The 17,807-nt window shown below is 61.9% G+C and carries 19 protein-coding genes; 4 read left to right on the forward strand and 15 right to left on the reverse strand.

Translation table 11 applies throughout. From position 1 onward, the window contains the following. Nucleotides 1-44: 44 nt before the first annotated feature. The 15 genes from E8E78_RS26920 to E8E78_RS26990 form a co-directional block, all read right to left on the reverse strand. The gene (locus tag E8E78_RS26920) at nucleotides 45-974 is read right to left on the reverse strand and encodes a ketoacyl-ACP synthase III (RefSeq protein ID WP_012273519.1); all 930 of its coding nucleotides are present in this window, start codon (nucleotides 972-974) and stop codon (nucleotides 45-47) included. Nucleotides 975-1,353: 379 nt separating this feature from the next. Then, nucleotides 1,354-2,916: a flagellar hook-associated protein 3 gene (locus tag E8E78_RS26925; RefSeq protein WP_059394774.1), complete on the reverse strand. Its 1,563-nt coding sequence runs from the start codon at nucleotides 2,914-2,916 to the stop codon at nucleotides 1,354-1,356. Between the two features lie 13 nt (nucleotides 2,917-2,929). Next, entirely contained in the window at nucleotides 2,930-4,972 is a 2,043-nt protein-coding gene (gene flgK / locus E8E78_RS26930) for a flagellar hook-associated protein FlgK (RefSeq protein ID WP_280311693.1), read from the reverse strand. A gap of 12 nt (nucleotides 4,973-4,984) precedes the next feature. Continuing rightward, the gene (flgJ, locus tag E8E78_RS26935; RefSeq protein WP_059394772.1) at nucleotides 4,985-6,139 is read right to left on the reverse strand and encodes a flagellar assembly peptidoglycan hydrolase FlgJ; all 1,155 of its coding nucleotides are present in this window, start codon (nucleotides 6,137-6,139) and stop codon (nucleotides 4,985-4,987) included. 11 nt (nucleotides 6,140-6,150) lie between these two features. Continuing rightward, nucleotides 6,151-7,266: a flagellar basal body P-ring protein FlgI gene (locus tag E8E78_RS26940; protein WP_016498524.1), complete on the reverse strand. Its 1,116-nt coding sequence runs from the start codon at nucleotides 7,264-7,266 to the stop codon at nucleotides 6,151-6,153. 2 nt (nucleotides 7,267-7,268) lie between these two features. Then, the gene (flgH, locus tag E8E78_RS26945) at nucleotides 7,269-7,964 is read right to left on the reverse strand and encodes a flagellar basal body L-ring protein FlgH (RefSeq protein WP_016488460.1); all 696 of its coding nucleotides are present in this window, start codon (nucleotides 7,962-7,964) and stop codon (nucleotides 7,269-7,271) included. Between the two features lie 36 nt (nucleotides 7,965-8,000). After that, a complete protein-coding gene (flgG, locus tag E8E78_RS26950) occupies nucleotides 8,001-8,786 on the reverse strand; it encodes a flagellar basal-body rod protein FlgG (protein WP_059394771.1) in 786 nt (261 codons plus the stop codon). Between the two features lie 47 nt (nucleotides 8,787-8,833). Next, nucleotides 8,834-9,574 (reverse strand): flagellar basal body rod protein FlgF, encoded by a 741-nt coding sequence (locus tag E8E78_RS26955; protein WP_016498522.1) that lies wholly within the window; start codon nucleotides 9,572-9,574, stop codon nucleotides 8,834-8,836. Nucleotides 9,575-9,733: 159 nt separating this feature from the next. Beyond that, a complete protein-coding gene (locus E8E78_RS26960; RefSeq protein WP_061203395.1) occupies nucleotides 9,734-9,916 on the reverse strand; it encodes a hypothetical protein in 183 nt (60 codons plus the stop codon). Nucleotides 9,917-9,990: 74 nt separating this feature from the next. Beyond that, a complete protein-coding gene (gene flgE, locus E8E78_RS26965) occupies nucleotides 9,991-11,313 on the reverse strand; it encodes a flagellar hook protein FlgE (protein ID WP_059394770.1) in 1,323 nt (440 codons plus the stop codon). Nucleotides 11,314-11,341: 28 nt separating this feature from the next. After that, nucleotides 11,342-12,043 carry a flagellar hook assembly protein FlgD gene (flgD, locus tag E8E78_RS26970; protein ID WP_059394769.1) on the reverse strand — a complete coding sequence of 234 codons (702 nt, stop codon included), beginning with the start codon at nucleotides 12,041-12,043 and terminating at the stop codon, nucleotides 11,342-11,344. Nucleotides 12,044-12,055: 12 nt separating this feature from the next. Further along, entirely contained in the window at nucleotides 12,056-12,499 is a 444-nt protein-coding gene (flgC, locus tag E8E78_RS26975; protein ID WP_059394768.1) for a flagellar basal body rod protein FlgC, read from the reverse strand. Nucleotides 12,500-12,501: 2 nt separating this feature from the next. Beyond that, nucleotides 12,502-12,912 carry a flagellar basal body rod protein FlgB gene (gene flgB / locus E8E78_RS26980; RefSeq protein WP_016498517.1) on the reverse strand — a complete coding sequence of 137 codons (411 nt, stop codon included), beginning with the start codon at nucleotides 12,910-12,912 and terminating at the stop codon, nucleotides 12,502-12,504. Nucleotides 12,913-13,279: 367 nt separating this feature from the next. After that, nucleotides 13,280-14,107, reverse strand: coding sequence for a protein-glutamate O-methyltransferase CheR (cheR, locus tag E8E78_RS26985; protein ID WP_019471391.1), 828 nt, complete (start codon nucleotides 14,105-14,107; stop codon nucleotides 13,280-13,282). Between the two features lie 51 nt (nucleotides 14,108-14,158). Next, nucleotides 14,159-15,088, reverse strand: a complete 930-nt coding sequence (locus tag E8E78_RS26990; protein ID WP_016498515.1) for a chemotaxis protein CheV — start codon at nucleotides 15,086-15,088, stop codon at nucleotides 14,159-14,161. Between the two features lie 77 nt (nucleotides 15,089-15,165). On the opposite strand from E8E78_RS26990, the gene flgA reads away from it, so the two are divergent. The 4 genes from flgA to E8E78_RS27010 all read left to right on the forward strand — a co-directional run bounded on the left by flgA (nucleotide 15,166) and on the right by E8E78_RS27010 (nucleotide 17,735). Further along, nucleotides 15,166-15,918, forward strand: coding sequence for a flagellar basal body P-ring formation chaperone FlgA (flgA, locus tag E8E78_RS26995; protein WP_041167646.1), 753 nt, complete (start codon nucleotides 15,166-15,168; stop codon nucleotides 15,916-15,918). 162 nt (nucleotides 15,919-16,080) lie between these two features. Then, on the forward strand, nucleotides 16,081-16,395 hold the full coding sequence (flgM, locus tag E8E78_RS27000) for a flagellar biosynthesis anti-sigma factor FlgM (RefSeq protein WP_059394767.1): 315 nt from the start codon (nucleotides 16,081-16,083) through the stop codon (nucleotides 16,393-16,395). 49 nt (nucleotides 16,396-16,444) lie between these two features. Continuing rightward, entirely contained in the window at nucleotides 16,445-16,912 is a 468-nt protein-coding gene (locus tag E8E78_RS27005; RefSeq protein WP_019471387.1) for a flagellar protein FlgN, read from the forward strand. A 79-nt stretch (nucleotides 16,913-16,991) separates the two neighbouring features. After that, nucleotides 16,992-17,735 (forward strand): flagellar brake protein, encoded by a 744-nt coding sequence (locus tag E8E78_RS27010; RefSeq protein WP_016498511.1) that lies wholly within the window; start codon nucleotides 16,992-16,994, stop codon nucleotides 17,733-17,735. The last annotated feature ends 72 nt before the right edge of the window (nucleotides 17,736-17,807 follow it).

Below are 17,807 nucleotides of genomic sequence, written 5' to 3' on the forward strand. Positions count from 1 at the left end.
GCGCCGGGCGGTGGCCGCCGGGCGCTTTTGGGACTGCTGGGGGATCAGTCGCGGTACAGGATGGCCGAGCCCCACGACAGGCCTACGCCAAAGCCGCTGATCGCCACACGCTTCCAGCTGCCGTCGAGCATGTGCTTCTGCAGCAGCAGCGGCACACTGGAGGACACGGTATTGCCGGTTTCCAGCATGTCCTTGACGAACTTCTCCGGGTGCTGCTCTTCGAAGCGCCGCGCCACGGCGTCGACAATCGCCGCACTGCCCTGGTGGATGCAGAACGCGTCGATATCCGAAGACTTCAGGCCACTGGCATCCAGCAGCTCGTGCAGGTGCGCCGGCACCTTGACCAGGGCGAAGTTGAACACTTGGCGGCCGTTCATGAAGAACTTGCCGTCAGTTACTTTCAGGTGCTCGGCACCGGAGCCGTCAGTGCCAAAACGCGCCTGGCCCAGGTTCCAGACCGCGTCTTCACCCATCCAGGTGGCTGTGGCGGCATCGCCGAACAGCATGGTGGTGTTGCGGTCTTCCGGGTCGACGATCTTCGAATACGGGTCGGCCGTGATCAGCAGGCCGTTTTTCAGCCCTGCCGCTTCCATGAAGCCTTTGATCGCGTACAGGCCATACACATAACCGGAGCAACCCAGCGACACATCGAACGCCGCCACGCGGGTAGACAGGCCGAGCTTGCTCTGGACGATGGCTGCGGTGTGCGGCAGGCCTTCTTCGTCACCGTTCTGGGTGACCACGATCAGCGCATCGATCGACTGCGGATCAAGGTCAGGGTTGCTGGCAAACAGGGCCCGGGCGGCTTCTACGCACAGGTCGGAAGTTTCCTGCTCTTCGGCCTTGCGCGGCAGGAACGACGCGCCGATCTTGCCGAACATGAACTCTTCGTCCTTGCCGAACTTCGCACCCTGGACGTAGTTGTCCAGGCCAGCGGTAGGCACGTAACTCGCAATGCTTTTGATGCCAATCATTCTGGCTTCCCAATGAAAACAGCCAAAGACCACCACTCGATGAATTGAGGGCGCCAAATACCGGGGCGCGTCACCGCCAGAGGTTGAAGGCAGGGCTCACCTGCGCACCGGTAACAAAATGCTGCAACAGCTGCTGCATAGAATACAGGGAAGATGATCGTTTTGACTCATTGGTCACATTGAAATGCTACGAAAGCCGTGCCGAAGGTGTGAGAAACCGGAATTTTCGCGGGCATGAAAAAGCCGGGGCCGCTTTGCGCCCCTTCGCGGGCTTGCCCGCTCCCACAGGTTTTGCGTGCGCCTGAGGCCTGCGCAATCCCTGTGGGAGCGGGCAAGCCCGCGAAGGGGCACAAAGCGGCCCCGGCTTCAGCAAGACAGATCAGAGCTTGTTGAACAGGCTCAGCTGCGAAATGCGCGAGAAGGCCAGCTGCGAGGCCTCCAGCATGGCCTGCTGCAAGGTGAGGGTGATGGCCGCCTGCGACATGTCGGTGTTGCCGATGGCGTTCTGGGTGGTCTTGTTGGCCAGGCCCAGGCTGGTGTTTTCCTGGCGCTGGATCTCCAGCGAATTGCCACGGGCACCGATCGAACCACGGGTGATATCGACCTGCTCACGGGCACTGGCCAGGTTGGCGATTGCCGACGCCGCCGCATCCTTCAGCGCATTGGCCTGGCCTACACCCGTTACCGGCGTATCCAGCGCAGCACGCAACTGGCTGAGGGTTTCCAGAACATTCTGGTTCTGGTGCGTATTGGCGGTAACCGCGAACTGGTCACCCGCCTCCGGCGAACCGCTCACCTGATACGTGACACCCGCCACCGTCAAGGCTGGTGCGGTGTAGGTGCCCGTGGCCACTGCCTTGCTGTCAGCCGTCAGCGGCTGGGCATAGAGCTCGTAGGCGCCAGGCCCGGTGAACTTGATCACAGCCCCGTTGCTGGGGAAAGTGCTGCGATAAGCCGCTTCGTCGGTCACGGTGCCGCTGGTGACCTGGGCGCTGGAGGTGTTGCCGGCGTTGCGGGTGGTGTTGAACGAGTCCGGGCGGGCCGCCAGCGAAAACTCGCGCCCTGCCACCGCGGCGTCGGCATCGGCGCCCTCCTCCACGGTAACGGTGATTTCAAACTCGACGCCACGCAGGGCAATGCTGTTGGCGCCTTCGGTCTTGCTGTCGAAGGTACCGTTGGTGGCGGTTTCAGAGGTGATGTCCCTGCCACTTGCATCGGTGATGGTGTACTGGGTCGCGCTGGTGAAGGTCAGCTTGTACGGCTGGCCGGCGGTAAAGCTGTTGTTGTAGCTGGTACTCGAGGTCATCAGGCCAGACGATACCCCGACCACGCCATCGTCAGTGGCGGGCACCACCAGGGTCGACTGCGTGCGGCTCTTGTTGCTGGCGGAATCGAAGATGGTGAAGCCGGTGTCGTTGGTGGCCAGATTCAGGGTGTCGGACACCTGCAGACTCAGCTGGGTCTGGTCACCGTTGTAGCTGTAGGTGCCGTCGGAGTTGCGCACATAGGGTGGCGTGGTGCTCTTGGAGCCGCCGAACATGTAGTCGCCGTTGGCATCGCGCGAGTTGAGCAGGCCGAAGATGTTCGCCTCGATCTCTTTCAGCTCGGTACTGATGGCCACACGGTCAGAGTCGGTAACCCCTGGGCCGCCAGCACGGATCGCCAGCTCGCTGGCGCGCTGCATGGCGTCGTTGATGGTGGAGAGTACGCTCTCCTCCTGCAGCAGGGCGTTGCTCACCGTGTTGATGTTGCCGCTGTACTGGTCCAGCAGCGACTGCTGCTGTTGCAGCAGCAGCAGACGCGCCGCGCCGACCGGGTCATCGGCCGCGGTCTGAATGCGAATACCCGACGTGACCTGATCGTTGGTCTTGTTCATGGTGGAGAAGTTCTTGGAGTAGCTACTGGCGCTGGCCTCATAGAACTGAGCAGTGGAAATACGCACGAGAGTCTACTCCTTACAAGGCATTGATCAGGGTGCTGAAGGTTTCTTGCGCCGCCTTGATGATTTGCGACGAAGCCGTGTAGTAGTGCTGGAATTTCACCAGGCTGGCCGCCTCGTCATCGAGGTTGACGCCAGATACCGCGCTGCGGCTTTCGCTGGCGGACTTGAGTACCGCCTCGGTCGCCGTGGTGTCGATGGTCGCCTGGTTGGCTTTGGCACCCACGCGCTCGACCAGCGATGCATAGGCCGACGTGAAGCTGGTGCCACCGCCGGAACCGGTGTTCACCGTCGACTTGGTCTGCAGGCCCAGCAGCGCCGTGGCGTTGCGGTTGTCGGCCTTGCCGTCGGCATTGAACGACAGGGTAAAGCTGTCATTGGCCGCCGGGCTGCCGCCGATGGTGGTCTCGACGCTGAACGTGCGCGGGTTGCCGCTGCCATCGAGAATCGGCTGCCCGGCGGCATCCAGCATTGGCACAGCCACCGACAGCTTGTTGTCGGTACCCGGGACCACGCTGCCGGTGCCAATCTGGGTGCCCTTGGCATCGAACAGCTTGTAGCCCTGGGAGCCACCACTGGCGGCGTCGAACACTACGCGCACCGGCATCGAGTCGCGAATCGACTGCTGGATCAGTGCGGTATCGGCACCGCCATAGATATCCAGCGATTCGCCCAGCGTAGGTTGGGTGATGGTGCCGGTACCGCTGTTGCCACTGCCTGCCGCGGCACTGATCGGCCCGGCGAAGGCCAGTTTGTTGGCATCGGTCAGGGTAGTGGTGATGCTGCCGGCCGCCGCACGGGTAGGGATCACCTTGAAGCTGTCGCCGGCCGCCAGGCCACCGCCTTTCAGCGACAGGCTGAAGCCGTCTATCACCGGCGCCGGGTCGGTGCTGAGGTCGAAGCTGCCCATGTCGGTGCCGTCGGAGCGGCGCACGCTGTACTGGTTGGCGCTGGTGAACTTCACCTCGTAGTCGTAGGTGGTCAGCGCACCGCTGTTGGCGATGGTCACGTCCAGGTTGCCGGAGCCGGTGCTGTTGTTCGACGAAGCCAGGCTGCGCTGGGCAACGGCAGTGGCGCTGTTGATGCTGGAGAACAGCGAGCTGCCAAACTGGCCATTGGCATCCAGGCCCTGCCCCAGCTGGCTGTTGATGCTGTCCGACACCACCAGGGCAACACGGCCCAGCTCGTTCATGGATGGCATCAGCACGTCCTGGCGGTAGCGTAGCAGCCCGCCGATCGCGCCACCTGTCACCACCGAGGTCACGTCGGAGCTGAACGACTCGTAGTTGATGCGCAGGCTGGCCTGGCTCTTGTCGGCAGTACCCGGCTGCACCGACAAGGTGTTGGCCTTGTTGCCGGTCACCAGCGACTGGCCGCTGCCCAGGTACACGTCGTAGTTGCCGTCACGTTCCTGCACGGTCACGCCAACCAGCTCGTTGAGCTGGCGCACTGCTTCGCTGCGTGCATCCAGCAGGCTGTTGGGCGTGTTGCCGGTGCCAGAGGCCGCCGCGATCTGCTTGTTGTACTCGGCGATACTGGCGGTGAGCTTGTTGACCTGGCCAGCCATGGTGTCGAGCTGGGAGTTGATCGTTTCGTTCTGCTGGGTCAGCTGAGTGCTCACCGCGTTGAAACGGTTGCTCAGGGTTTGCGCCTGGGTCAGCAACAGCTGCCGGGAGGCAACGTCACCGGGCTTGGCCGCCGCCGTCTGCAGGGCCGAGAAGAACGCGGTAAGGACCGAGCTGATGCCGGTATCGCGATCGGCCAGCAGCTTGTCGATGCTGGTGATCTGGTCCTGGAAGGCAACCGAGTCGGCCTGCAGCGAGGTAGCAGTCTGCAGCTGGTTGTCCAGATACGAGCTGTAGATGCGGCGCACGTCCGCCAGCGTGGTACCAGTACCCAGGAACCCCGCGCCGATGTTGTGCGAGGGCCCCGCCGCCTGAACCGTCTGCTGGCGCGAGTAGCCACTGGTCGCGGCGTTGGCGATGTTGTTACTGGTTACCGACAAGGCCGCCTGGCTGGCACTCAGGCCACTCAGGCCGATGGAAATCAGGCTCGACATGATTTAGTCCTTTTATAGATTCGTGGTTCTGCCAGCCATGGCGTATTGCGGGGTTGACTGCATTTGCTGGGCGATGCTGATGATCTTCTTCGCATAGCCCGGGTCGGTCGCGTAACCTGCCTTCTGCAGCTCTCTTGCAAACTGCTCAGGGTTATCGGCCGAGTCCAGCGCATCTTGATAGCGAGAATTGCCCTGCAGCAGGTTCACCAGGTCGTGGAAGCTGTCCTGGTACGAGTCATAGCTGCGGAACGCTGCGGTTTCCTTGACGAACTGGCCATCGCGGAACTCGCTGGTGATCGCCCGTGCCTGCTCACCCTGCCAGTTGCCGGTGGCCTTGATGCCGAACAGGTTGTGGCTGCTGCTGCCATCGGTATTGCGCATCACCGATTTGCCCCAGCCGGTTTCCAGCGCGGCTTGGGCCACCAGGTAGCGCGGGTCGATACCAATGCGCTTGGCCGCTTGCTCGGCCATCGGCAACATGGTGGCGACGAATTCGTCACTGTCGGTAAACGCCTTGTTCGGCGCCAGCGGCGGCTGGGCCACGGCGCGGCCGACAATGCGCAGGCCGTTATCCGGCACAGCGAATGCCTTGGCCACTTGCTGGCCGTCACGGGCCGGCACGGCGGCGTTATTGGCCGTGGCGGCCGATGGCACGATCCCGGCCAGCAGGCGGTCGGTAAGCTTGCTCGGCAAGGCCAGGCGCCGCGAGTTGAGCGCAGCGACGTCGTTACGGGTGGCGGCCGATTCCGTAGCACGCACCGGCTCCGCCACCTTGTTGCCCCACAGCGCCGGGCCAGTGCCATCTGCACGCGGGAACGGGCTGGTGTTGATCGAAGCACTGCGGCCCTTGGTCAGCTGGCGCACCAGCACATCCTGCAGACCGATACCACCACCTTCGCGGGACATGCTCACGGCCAGCTGCTGGTCGTACATGTCGCGGTACTGCTTGACCGTTTCGGTGTTCATCGGGTTGTCGTCGGCTAGCACGTCGCTTGCCTTGCGTGAGGCCTTGAGCATTTCGCTGATGAACAGCGACTCGAACTCCTGAGCCACCTTGCGCACGTTGGCTTCGCTGTCGCGGTCACCGTGCTTGAGCGCACTCAGGCGGTTGAGGTCGGTGTAGGCGCCGCTGTCGGCACTGCCGGAAACCTGGCTTTTGATGTTCATCCGCGCCGTCCTCAGATCACGATCAGGTCGGCCTGCAAGGCGCCGGCCTGTTTCAGGGCTTCGAGAATGGCCATCAGGTCGCCGGGCGCTGCGCCCACCTGGTTCACCGCACGGACGATCTCATCCAGCGTGGTGCCCGGGCCGAACTTGAACATCGGCTTGGCTTCCTGCTCGGCGTTTACCCGAGAGCGTGGCACCACGGCCGTCTGGCCATTGGAGAACGCCCCCGGCTGGCTGACGATCGGGTCTTCGGTGATGGTCACGGTCAGGCTGCCGTGGGTTACCGCCGCCGGCGACACCTTGACGTTCTGGCCGATGACGATGGTGCCGGTACGCGAATTGATGATGACCTTGGCCACCGCCTGGCCCGGGTCGATTTCGAGGTTTTCGAGGATCGACAGATAATCTACGCGCTGGCTGGGGTCCATCGGCGCACTGACCCGCACCGAACCACCGTCCACGGCCTGGGCCACACCCGGGCCGAGCAGGTCGTTGACCTTGTCGACGATGCGCTTGGCGGTGGTGAAGTCGGGGCGATTGAGGTTCAGGGTCAGGGTATTGCCCTGGTTGAAGCCGCTCGGCACTGCCCGCTCGACACTGGCACCCCCGGGAATGCGACCGGCCGACGGAACGTTGACGGTGATCTTCGAGCCGTCACGGCCTTCGGCGTCAAAGCCTCCCACCACCAGGTTGCCCTGGGCGATGGCGTAGACGTTGCCGTCGATACCCTTGAGCGGGGTCATCAGCAAGCTGCCGCCACGCAGGCTCTTGGAGTTACCGATCGACGACACGGTAATGTCCACCACCTGGCCGGGCTTGGCGAACGCCGGCAGGTCGGCATGCACCGACACCGCCGCGACGTTCTTCAGTTGCACGTTGCCGGAGCCGGCCGGCACCTTGATGCCGAACTGCGACAGCATGTTGTTGAAGGTTTGCAGGGTGAACGGCGTCTGGGTGGTCTGGTCACCCGTGCCGTTCAGCCCCACCACCAGGCCGTAACCGATCAACTGGTTGGAACGCACGCCAGAAATGCTGGCGATGTCCTTCAGGCGCTCTGCGTGCGCACCGAAGGCACAGGACAGGAGCAGGGTTGCGGCAATCAGCTGCCTCACGTTGAACATGGTCATACTCAGAAAGGCCAAAGCGGGCTGATGAAGAAGCGGTCCAGCCACCCGGGCTGGCTGGCATCGGCGAACGAGCCGGTACCGGAATAGGTGATGCGCGCGTCGGCCACACGGGTGGACGGCACGGTGTTGTCGGTGGCGATGTCGTCGGCGCGGATCATGCCGGCAATGCGCACCAGCTCTTCGCCGGTGTTCAGGGTCAGCCACTTCTCGCCGCGCACGGCGATGATGCCGTTGGGCAGCACTTCGGCCACGGTCACGGTAATCGAACCGGTCAGGGTGTTGCCCTGGGTGGCCTTGCTGTCGCCCTTGGTGGCGCGTTCGCCGTTGTAGCCGGCCTCCAGCGACAGGTCGCCGCCACCGAACGGGTTATTGGTGTTCGGGGTGCTGCCGAACAGCGAGGTCAGGCCAATGTCGGCCTTGCTGTTCTTCTGGATCTGCGAACCGGCGTTCTTGCTGGCCGACGTTTTCTCGTTGAGGGTGATGGTGATGATGTCACCCACCCGGAACGCCTTGCGGTCGCTGTACAGGTTCTGCTCGAAACCGGCCTGGTAGATGGAACCGTTGTTGGCCGCTGCCGGCAACGGGGTGCGCGGCAGTACCGGCGCGTAGTACGGGTCGTTGGGCTTGGGCGTCGGGCCGACGCAACCTGCCAGCAACACCGCCCCCCCCAGGGCGAACACGGACAACAGACGATTCATGATGCATACCTCACGGGTGTAACGAAGCGACAGGGGTTAGAGCTGTTGGGTCACGAACGACAGCATCTGGTCGGCGGTGGAGATGACCTTGGAGTTCATCTCATAGGCGCGCTGGGTGGTGATCATGTTCACCAGCTCTTCCACCGTGCTGACGTTGGAGTTTTCCAGCGTCTGCTGAAGGGTAGTGCCAAAGCCATTGAGGCCCGGAGTGCCGACCTGCGGTGCACCACTGGCAGCGGTTTCCAGGAACAAGTTGTTACCCATCGCCTGCAGGCCAGCCGGGTTGATGAAGTCGGCGGTCTGAATGTTGCCGATAACCTGCGCAGCCGGGTTGCCGGCGGTGGTGATCGACACGGTGCCATCCTGCCCGACGGTGAAGGTCTGGGCGTCGTTAGGGACCACGATGGCAGGCTCCAGCGCAAAGCCATCGGCGTTGACGATCTGGCCGTCGGAGTTCAGGTGGAAGGTGCCGTCACGGGTGTACGACACGGTGCCATCCGGCTGCAGGATCTGGAAGAAACCACGACCGTTGACCGCCATGTCCAGCGGGTTCTCAGTGGTTTGCAGGCTGCCGGCCACGAAGCTTTTTTGCGTACCGACAATGCGCACACCGGTACCCACCTGCAGGCCCGAAGGCAGCTCGCTGTCCTGGGTCGACTGCGCGCCAGGCTGACGCTTGATCTGGTAGAGCAGGTCCGCGAATTCGGCACGATCACGCTTGAAGCCGGTGGTGGAGACGTTGGCCAGGTTGTTGGAAATGACCGTCAGGTTAGTGTCCTGGGCGGACAGGCCGGTTTTAGCGACCCAAAGAGCCGGAAGCATGTAGTTTCTCCTCGTGCGCCTGTTTTACGGCACCCGTTCAAAAGTGATTAGCCGATTTGCAAAACCCGAGCCATGGCTTCGTCGCCTTCCTTGGCCGTGTTCATCATCTTGACGTGCAGTTCGAACTGGCGGGACAGCGCCAGCACCGAGGTCATTTCCTCGACAGCGTTGACGTTGCTGCCTTCCAGGAAGCCCGCCACCACCCGCACGTTGACGTCGGCGTCGGCCGGCTGGCCAGAGGTGGTATGGATCAGACCGTCCACGCCTTTGGTCAGGCCCTTGGTGTCCGGGTTGACCAGCTTGATGCGGTCGACCTCGGCCATCACCCGCGGGTCTTCACCCATGGAGCGAATGCTGAGGGTGCCGTCGGCGCCGACCTCAACCTTCTGCTCCGGCGGGATGGCAATAGGGCCACCGTTGCCGATCACCGGCATGCCGTTGCCGGCACGCAGCACGCCGAGGGCGTCGATGTTCAGGCTGCCGGTACGCACGTAGGCTTCACTGCCGTCCGGTGCCTGCACGGCGATGAAGCCCTTGCCGGTCACGGCAACATCCAGGTCACGACCGGTCTCGACCAACGGGCCTTCACTGAAGTCGGTGGCCGGGCGCTCAGTCATGGCAAAGGCGCGCGCCGGAAAGCTGTCGCCGAACACCGGCATCGAACGCGCCTGTTCCAGGTCACGCTGAAAGCCGTTGGTGGAAATGTTCGCCAGGTTGTTGGCGTGGGCCTTTTGCGCCAGCGCGTTCTGGCTGGCGCCGGTCATGGCCACATAAAGCAACTTGTCCACAGTATCTCCTCTGCGCGTCGCTGCCGCGCTGTCACTGGGCAGGTTCGAAGCAATAATCGAACCAAGTCTGAAACCGCCTGTTTACGGGGGTTTCAGCGCGGCAAGGGGCAACAAACGTCAGTTTGTCGGCGGATGTTTGCCGCCTGCGGCAAGGGCGTGTCAGAAGGTGCGGCAAGCGGCGTTGTTGTAGGGGCCGGAATGGCGCACCCAACCCTCGCCCGGGTTGGTGGCCGAGCACAGGTAGCGGCCGGTGGCCAGGCTTTGCCATTGGTAGAACGGGGCGGGAGCGGCCGAGAGCGGCAAGGCCATGGCCAGCAGGGCGGTGAGCATTAGCCGTTTCATGGGCGTGAACCTTGAAGAACTTGGGGCCGCTTTGCGGCCCCAATCACAGACAAAACCACACTAGCAGGCGGCCATCAGGTCATCTGGATGATGGTCTGCATGATGGTGCTTTCGGTGGAAATGGTCTTGGCGTTCGCCTGGTAGTTGCTCTGCGCCTTGATCAGGTTGACCAGCTCGCCGGTCAGGTCGACGTTGGAGTCTTCCAGTGCACCGCCGGTGATCTGGCCCAAGGTACCGGTGTCCGGGGCGCCGATCACCGGCACGCCCGAGGCGTAGGACTCTTTCCAGCTGGTGCCACCAATCGGGGTAAGGCCCTGCAGGTTGGCAAAGTTGGCGATAGCCACCTGGCCGATCACCTTGTCCTGGCCATTGGTGAAGTTGGCGAACATGTTGCCGCTTTCGTCGATGGTCAGGCCCGACAGCTCACCAGTGGCAAAGCCGTCCTGGCTCTTGGCGGTGGTGGCCGAGGCTGCGTTGTACTGGGTGGTACCGAGCATGTCCAGGTTGACCCCGGCAACGTTGGCGGTAGCGCCGTTGGCGCTCCATACACCGGCGGCATTCTTCTGCGCCGGGATCCAGTTGTCGAGGGTGAAGGTCTTGTTGGCCGCGATGGTCATCCCACCGGCCACCGGACCAGCCGTCATCGAGGCAGAATCCAGCGTGCCGTCAGATTTGAACGGCAGATTGTTGGCCAGCGGCGTGGTCAAGGCCGGGTTGGCCGGGTTGCGCCCGTCGATGGTGGTGTACATGGTCCAGGAGTTGCTGGTGGCATCCTTGACGAAGTACTGGTTCAGCTGGTGCGCGTTACCCTGGCTGTCGTACACGTCGGTATTGAACGTGTAGTTGTAAGTGCTGGTGTTGGTCGGATCGAACGGCGTCTGGGTGGGTGCAGTCGCCGTGGAGTTGAGGTTGACGTTCTCGGAAATGCGCCCGGTCGGGTTCGGCGTCAGGTTCGAGGTGTCGATCTGCAGGTTGGTCAGCACGCCCTGGACGATCTTGCCGTTGGCATCCACCGCATAACCCTGCAGGTTGGCGCCCGACGAGCTGACCACGTAGCCGTCCTTGTCGCTGTAGAAGGCACCGGCGCGGGTGTAGATCTTCGAGCCGTTGTCGTTCATCACGAAGAAACCATTGCCATCGATAGCCATGTCCAGCGCCTGGCCAGTGCCATTGATGTTGCCCGGCGTGAACATCTGCGACACGGCGGCAGTCTTCACGCCGGTGCCAACCACGTTCTTGCCGGCACTGGTGCCGCGAATGGAGTTGGAATACTGGTCGGCGAACTCGGCGCGCGACGACTTGAAGCCGGTAGTGGCAACGTTGGCAATGTTGTTGCCGGTAACGTTCAGGGCCTTGTTCGCTGCATATAGGCCGCTAAGGCCGGTATTGAAAGACATGTTTAACTCCTGTCGTTTTGCTCAGGCCCTAGATGCCGATGCTTTGGATTTTGGAAAGCGCAACACTGCCCAGCCCAGCCAGGTTGAGTGTCATCTCCGAACCGTTGGTACCCATGGTCACACTGGTAACCGAGGCCGGCAGGTTGGTGGTCATTGCCGTAGCCTTGCCGTCAATCGAGGCAGTTGCCTTGAAGGTGTAGGTACCGGCTGGCGCTGCTTCGCCGTCGTCGTTCAGGCCATTCCAGGTAAAGTCGACCTTGCCGGCTTTCTGGGTACCCAGGTCGAGGGTGCGGACCAGTTTGTCGTCCTTGTCGTAGATGCCCACCGAGGTAGCAGTGCTGGACGACGTCAGGTTGACCGTGCCTTTCATATCCTTGCTGGTGTCGACCACAGCCTTGTCGGTCTGGACAATCACATTGCGCCCGACCAGTGACGAAGCCTGCAGCGCCTGCGAGGACTGCAGCCCCGCCGCGATGTAGGTCACCGAGTCATTGAGCGACTGCATGCTCTCGAGGCTGCTGAACTGCGCCAGCTGTGCCACGAACTCGCCGTTTTCCTGCGGATCGAGCGGGTTCTGGTTCTTCATCTGGGTAACCAGCAACTGCAGAAAGGCATCTTTGCCCAGCGCACTGCCGGCAGCGCCGGTGCTGCTGTCGGTCTTCGACCTCTGCTGTTGCAGCGAGGTCAGGTACGCGCTGCCGACGTCAGAGGTGGAGTTGGTAGTGGTCATGTCGGTTTCCTATCACTGCCCGAGAGTCAGAACTTTCTGCATCATGCTCTTGGCCGTGTTCATCAGCTCGGCGTTGGTCTGGAACGCACGGCTCGCGGAGATCATGTCAGCCATCTCCTCGACCACATTGACGTTCGGGTAGTAGACGTAGCCATCCTTGTTCGCCGCCGGGTGGTTTGGCTCGTAGCGAGCCTCCAGGGTGCTCTGGTCTTCGACGATGCCTTTTACCTGTACGCCCTGCCCTGCTTCACCCTGGTCTTCGAACAGCGACTGGCTGGTGCCAGCCTGCGCATCCTGGAAGGTGGTGGCGAACACCGGGTGGCGAGCGCGGTAGGTCTGATCGATGCTCGACGAGACGGTTTCGGCGTTGGCAATGTTGGAAGCTACGGTGTTCAGGCGCGTGTTCTGCGCGCTCATGCCGCTACCGGCAATGTTGAAGACGCTGGAAAGGGACATGGTCATTCTCCCCGCAGGGCCGATACCAGCCCCTTGAATTTGCTGTTGAGCAAGGTGAAGCTGGCCTGGAAGCCAATGGCGTTTTCGGTGTAGTTCGATTGCTCGATCTGCGCGTCCACGGTGTTCTGGTCAATCGATGGCTGCAGCGGCGTGCGGTACTTGAGGGTATCGTCGGCCGCGATGGCGAGGCCTTCGGCTTCGATGTGGCGGCTATTGGTGCGGTCCATGGCGAAGCGGCCGCTCTGCTGCTTGTCGCTTTCGGCGGCCAGCACAGAGGCGAAGTCCATGTCACGCGCTTTGTAGTTAGGCGTGTCGGCGTTGGCGATGTTGTTGGCCAGCACTTCGGCGCGCTGGGCGCGGAAGCCCATGGCCTTTTCGTGAATACCAAGCGCCTTGTCGAAGCTGATGCTCATGTCGGGGAAACCTTCGGAGGTTGACCGGAATATCGTTGAGCAAGGTATAGCAAGGGCTGTGCCAATCAGTGCAAAGCCCGGAAACATGGGCTTTCGAGGTGGAGTGGTGTCAGGGTGATGCCAGAAAAGCGGCAAAGGCCTTCCGCCTTGGGCGGCGAAAGCGGCAATTGCCGGGCGGCAAAAGCGGCAAACCAAAAAATTGACGTCAGTGTTTTTCCTGTACCGACCCCTTCGCGGGTAAACCCGCTCCCACAAGGACCTGTGCAAGGCCTGAGGGCGGCACCGAACCTGTGGGAGCGGGTTTACCCGCGAAGAGGCCGGCACAGACAGCAAAAAGGCCGGCAGTTTTCGCTGCCGGCCTTCTTGATTACTTGGCCTGGTAGATGATCCCCGGGCTGCACTGGACCATCTGGTAATGGTCCGGCAACCCGTTCAGCGCCTCCGAGGCGCCAAGGAACAGGTAGCCACCCGGCTTCAATGTGCTGTGAATGCGCAGCAGGATGTCGCGCTTCACCTGTGCCGAAAAGTAGATCAGCACGTTGCGGCAGAACACGATGTCGAATTTGCCCAGGCTGGCATAGCTGTCAAGCAGGTTGAACGAGCGGAACTCGACGCGGCTGCGAATCGCCGGCTTCACCGCCCAGCGCCCCGCCCCCTTGGGGTCGAAGTAGCGTTGCAGGCGTTCCTGGGACAAACCGCGGGCAATGGCCAAGCTGTCGTACTCACCGGTCTTGCAGTTGGTGAGCATGGTGCCGGACAGGTCGGTGGCAACGATCTGCGCACCCATCTTCAACTGGCCAAGGTTGCTGCGCTCGAACTCGTCGATGGCCATCGAAATGGAATACGGCTCCTGCCCCGACGAACAGGCCGCCGACCACATGCGCAGGCGCTGGCCGGGGTTGTTGCGGATGAACTCGGGGATCACCTTGTTCTTCAGCACTTCGAACGGGTAGGTATCGCGAAACCACAGGGTTTCGTTGGTGGTCATCGCATCCACCACCTGCTCACGCAAACCACCGCGGGGCTGGGCCTGGATGCGCTGCACCAGTTCACCCAGGCTCTTGATGCCCTGTTGCTCCATCAGCTTGTTGAGACGGCTGGAAACCAGGTACTGCTTATTTTCGCCCAGCAGGATGCCACAGGCTTTCTCCAGGAATACCCGGAACTGTTCGAAATCCAAATTACCCGTAGACACTCTTGCCGCCTCTTTTCAATCACTGGTGCCGGGGGCGCGCCCCCGGCTGCTTCAATGCGCTGCCTTGATCCGGTCGACCACCCGCTGGGCAAGGTCGTCCGGCTTGAACTTGGCCAGGAAGTCATCGGCGCCGACCTTCTTGACCATCGCCTGGTTGAACACCCCGGAAAGCGAAGTATGCAGGCAGATGTGCAATTTTTGCATGCGCGGGTCGCTGCGGATCTCCGCCGTTAGCGTATAGCCGTCCATTTCCGGCATTTCAATGTCCGAGATCATCATCAGGAACTCTTCTTCCGGCTTTTTGCCCTCATCCACCAGCTGACGCAGGTAGTTCAGGGCCTGACGGCCATCATTGAGTGCCACGACTTCCACCCCCACGGTCTGCAGGCAGCGGCTGACCTGTTTGCGCGCCACCGACGAATCATCGACGGTAAGCACCCGCATCAGCACGGCCTTGTCCTGCACCTCGGCATCGATCACCCCGGCCGACACAGATTCGGACGACGGCGAAACCTCGGCCAGCACCTTCTCCACGTCGATGATTTCGACCATGCGGTTGTCCACCCGGGTGACCGCGGTCAGGTAATGGTCACGGCCGGTGCCCTTGGGTGGCGGATGGATCTCTTCCCAGTTCATGTTGACGATGCGCTCCACCGAGTGCACCAGGAAGCCCTGGGTCTTGGTGTTGTACTCGGTGATGATCACGAAGCTGTTGCGTGTTTCTTCCTGCAGTGGCCGCAACCCGGTGGCCATCGACAAGTCGAGGATCGGGATGGTCGCCCCGCGAATGTTGGCAACGCCACGCACCACAGGGTGCGCCTTGGGCAGCAGGGTCAGCGCAGGGCATTGCAGCACTTCCCTGACCTTGAACACGTTGATGCCATAAAGCTGTTCGCCATTGAGGCGGAACAGCAGCAATTCCAGGCGATTCTGCCCCACCAGCTGCGTGCGCTGGTTGACCGAATCCATAACACCCGCCATGCCAGACTCCTTAATCTTTCAGCCTTTCGTTGCAACTCGAGTTACGAGTCGGCACGGGCTTTGCTTTTTTGAGCGTCATGCATACGAAAACGACATTTTTCCGACGATTGACGCGCCTGCTGACTGGCTCGCTGGCCACGCTGTGCCTGCTGGCGCCCGGCGTTCGCACGGTAGCGGACGCGCTTACCTTGCCTGAACAGCTTATCGGTGTCACCCAAGGGTTTCTTGAATTCACGGTAGAAGATTACCTGGCCACCACCCAGACCCCCGGCCGCTATGAAATCCAGGTCAACCCGCTGGACCCACGCCTGCGCATGCCGTTGTGCAGCCAGCAGCTGGACGCCTCGCTGGAAAGCCCTTCCCTGCCACTTGGCCGGGTAACGGTACGGGTGCGCTGCGACAGTGCGGCGCCGTGGACGGTGTTTGTCCCGGCCACGGTACGGCTGTTCCGCGACGTGGTGGTGGTCACCCGCCCACTCAAGCGCGATAACACGGTGGGCGAAGGCGACGTGGCCCTGCGCGAGCGCGATGTCGGCACCCTTGGCCAGGGTTTTCTGACCGAACTGGACCAGGCGGTGGGCATGAAGATGCTGCGCCCCACGGTGATCGACCAGGTGCTCACCCCGCAGCATCTGGAGCAGGCCGAGGTGGTGCGCAAGGGCGACCAGGTGGTGATCATCGCCCGCAGCGGCAGCCTCAGCGTGCGCATGCCTGGCGAAGCCCTGAGCAAGGGCGGCCTGAGCGAACAGATACGGGTACGCAACCTGAATTCCAAACGGGTGGTCAAGGCCCGGGTTACTGGCCCGGGCCAGGTCGAGGTCAGTATGTAGCCAGCCACAGATTGCGCTGGCAGTGAGGAACCGCATTTCCTAAACTGTGTCAGAAAACGGGTTCGCGAGCTTGCTGACAGGCGGCTATGCATTTGTGCCTAAAGTTTCTTTCGGGTTGGCCGAAAACAAGGCAAGCGTCCAAATACCCAGAGGTTCCTGATCATGGTCATCGACTTCAGTCGTTTGAATAACTCTCCGTCCGTCACGGGCGGCGTGCGCGGCAATACCGCGCCCGGCAGCGCCGAAAAACCGGCCGCCAGCCAGGAAGCGGCCACCAGCACCAGCGCCAGCGGAGAAGCGGTACACCTCAGCCAAGAGGCACAGCAGTTGCAGAAGATCAGCGACAAGCTGCGCGACGAGCCAGTCGTCAACAGTGCCCGTGTGGCCCAGTTGAAACAGGCGATCGCCGACGGCAGCTATCAGGTCGATGCCGGCAAAATCGCCAGCAAACTGCTCGATTTCGAAGCCCAGCGCTGACCGTTCGGCGCGCTGACTTCACGGACGCTAGAAAAGCCAAGAGTTAGCCATGCACGACACCACCTTGCTGCAACTGATCGAAGATGACATTGCCCCGATGCAGGAACTGCTCGACCTTCTGAATAAAGAAGCGATCGCCCTGCATGGCCGCGACATGCCGCTGCTGGAACAGATTCTGGCGCGCAAGCAGTCGCTGATCATCTTGCTCGAGCAGCATGGCCAGCGCCGCAGCCAGTTGCTCGGCAGCCTGGGCCTGAGTGCCGATCGCACTGGCGTGCAAGCGGTAGCCGCCCAATCGCCCCATGGCGAGGCGATGCTGCAGCGGCTCGACATGCTGTCGAAACTGATGGACGACTGCCAGCAGGTCAACCAGACCAACGGCCGGATCATCCAGGTGCAGCAACACGTCACCAACAACCAGATCAGAATCCTCATGGGCGGCGACTCGCCGTCGCTCTACGACAGCCGCGGCAGCACCTCGCTGCTGGCCAAGCCACGGGCCCTCAGCCAAGTGTGATTTTTCTATCAAGGCACGGAACATACTGGCAAAATGCCGTTACTTGCGTGTGTCGCTTTTGCCTGGAGAACGATAAGCCGTGTTCAATGAAACCGAAGCCCCGCAACCGCCAAAGGTGCTGAACACCCCCTTGGAGATTGCGGCCAACTTGCGGCAACTGCAGGAAAGCCACGACCCTCTGATCATCACCTTCCATGACCGCAGCCAGCGCTTCCAAAGCTACGTGGTGCACGTGGACCGTGAAAGCAACACCCTGGCGCTGGACGAGATGATCCCGCGCGACGGTGAAAAATTCATCGAAAACGGCGAGCACTTCCGCGTTGAGGGCTTCCACGACGGCGTGCGCATCGCATGGGAATGCAACCACGCGCTGAAGATCAGCGAAGTCGACGGCCACCGCTGCTACAGCGGCGCCATGCCGCAAGAGATGACCTACCACCAGCGCCGCAACGCCTTCCGCGCCGCGCTGAAGCTGTCGCAACTGGTCGACATCATCCTCGATGGCACCCACCTGAAGGGTAACGGCGCCCTGCGTGGCAAACTGCTGGATATCTCGGCCACCGGCTGCAAGCTGCGTTTTGAAGGCGATGTAGAAAGCCGCCTGCAACTGGGCCAGGTGTACGAGCGCTTCAAGGCGGGTAACCCGCTGGGCCTGGTGGACACCATGGTCGAACTGCGTCACCTGCACTATGAAGAGCACATCAACACCACCTTCGCTGGCGTGCGCTTCCATAACCTGAGTGGGCAGGCACAGCGCAAGATCGAGAGTTTTGTGTACCAGCTGCAACGCGAGGCGCGGCGGTTCGACAAGGACGATTATTGATCGTCGGCCAAATGCAAAAACGCCACCTTTTCAGGTGGCGTTTTCATTAGTGTTCTTCCAGTGCCGTCCCTT

The sequence above is a fragment of the Pseudomonas sp. BN505 genome, assembly GCF_029873175.1.
GTDB classification, from domain to species: domain Bacteria; phylum Pseudomonadota; class Gammaproteobacteria; order Pseudomonadales; family Pseudomonadaceae; genus Aquipseudomonas; species Aquipseudomonas putida.

Coding starts and splice junctions, on each gene's coding strand:
- flgM (WP_059394767.1), top strand. CDS start 16,081: ATGGTCATCGACTTCAGTCGTTTGAATAACTCTCCGTCCGTCACGGGC.
- flgK (WP_280311693.1), bottom strand. CDS start 4,972: ATGTCGAGCCTGATTTCCATCGGCCTGAGTGGCCTGAGTGCCAGCCAG.
- flgH (WP_016488460.1), bottom strand. CDS start 7,964: ATGAATCGTCTGTTGTCCGTGTTCGCCCTGGGGGGGGCGGTGTTGCTG.
- flgG (WP_059394771.1), bottom strand. CDS start 8,786: ATGCTTCCGGCTCTTTGGGTCGCTAAAACCGGCCTGTCCGCCCAGGAC.
- E8E78_RS26990 (WP_016498515.1), bottom strand. CDS start 15,088: ATGGCGGGTGTTATGGATTCGGTCAACCAGCGCACGCAGCTGGTGGGG.
- flgB (WP_016498517.1), bottom strand. CDS start 12,912: ATGAGCATCAGCTTCGACAAGGCGCTTGGTATTCACGAAAAGGCCATG.
- E8E78_RS27005 (WP_019471387.1), top strand. CDS start 16,445: ATGCACGACACCACCTTGCTGCAACTGATCGAAGATGACATTGCCCCG.
- flgC (WP_059394768.1), bottom strand. CDS start 12,499: ATGTCCCTTTCCAGCGTCTTCAACATTGCCGGTAGCGGCATGAGCGCG.
- flgJ (WP_059394772.1), bottom strand. CDS start 6,139: ATGAACATCAAAAGCCAGGTTTCCGGCAGTGCCGACAGCGGCGCCTAC.
- E8E78_RS26940 (WP_016498524.1), bottom strand. CDS start 7,266: ATGACCATGTTCAACGTGAGGCAGCTGATTGCCGCAACCCTGCTCCTG.
- flgD (WP_059394769.1), bottom strand. CDS start 12,043: ATGACCACTACCAACTCCACCTCTGACGTCGGCAGCGCGTACCTGACC.
- flgA (WP_041167646.1), top strand. CDS start 15,166: ATGCATACGAAAACGACATTTTTCCGACGATTGACGCGCCTGCTGACT.
- flgE (WP_059394770.1), bottom strand. CDS start 11,313: ATGTCTTTCAATACCGGCCTTAGCGGCCTATATGCAGCGAACAAGGCC.
- E8E78_RS26960 (WP_061203395.1), bottom strand. CDS start 9,916: ATGAAACGGCTAATGCTCACCGCCCTGCTGGCCATGGCCTTGCCGCTC.
- E8E78_RS26920 (WP_012273519.1), bottom strand. CDS start 974: ATGATTGGCATCAAAAGCATTGCGAGTTACGTGCCTACCGCTGGCCTG.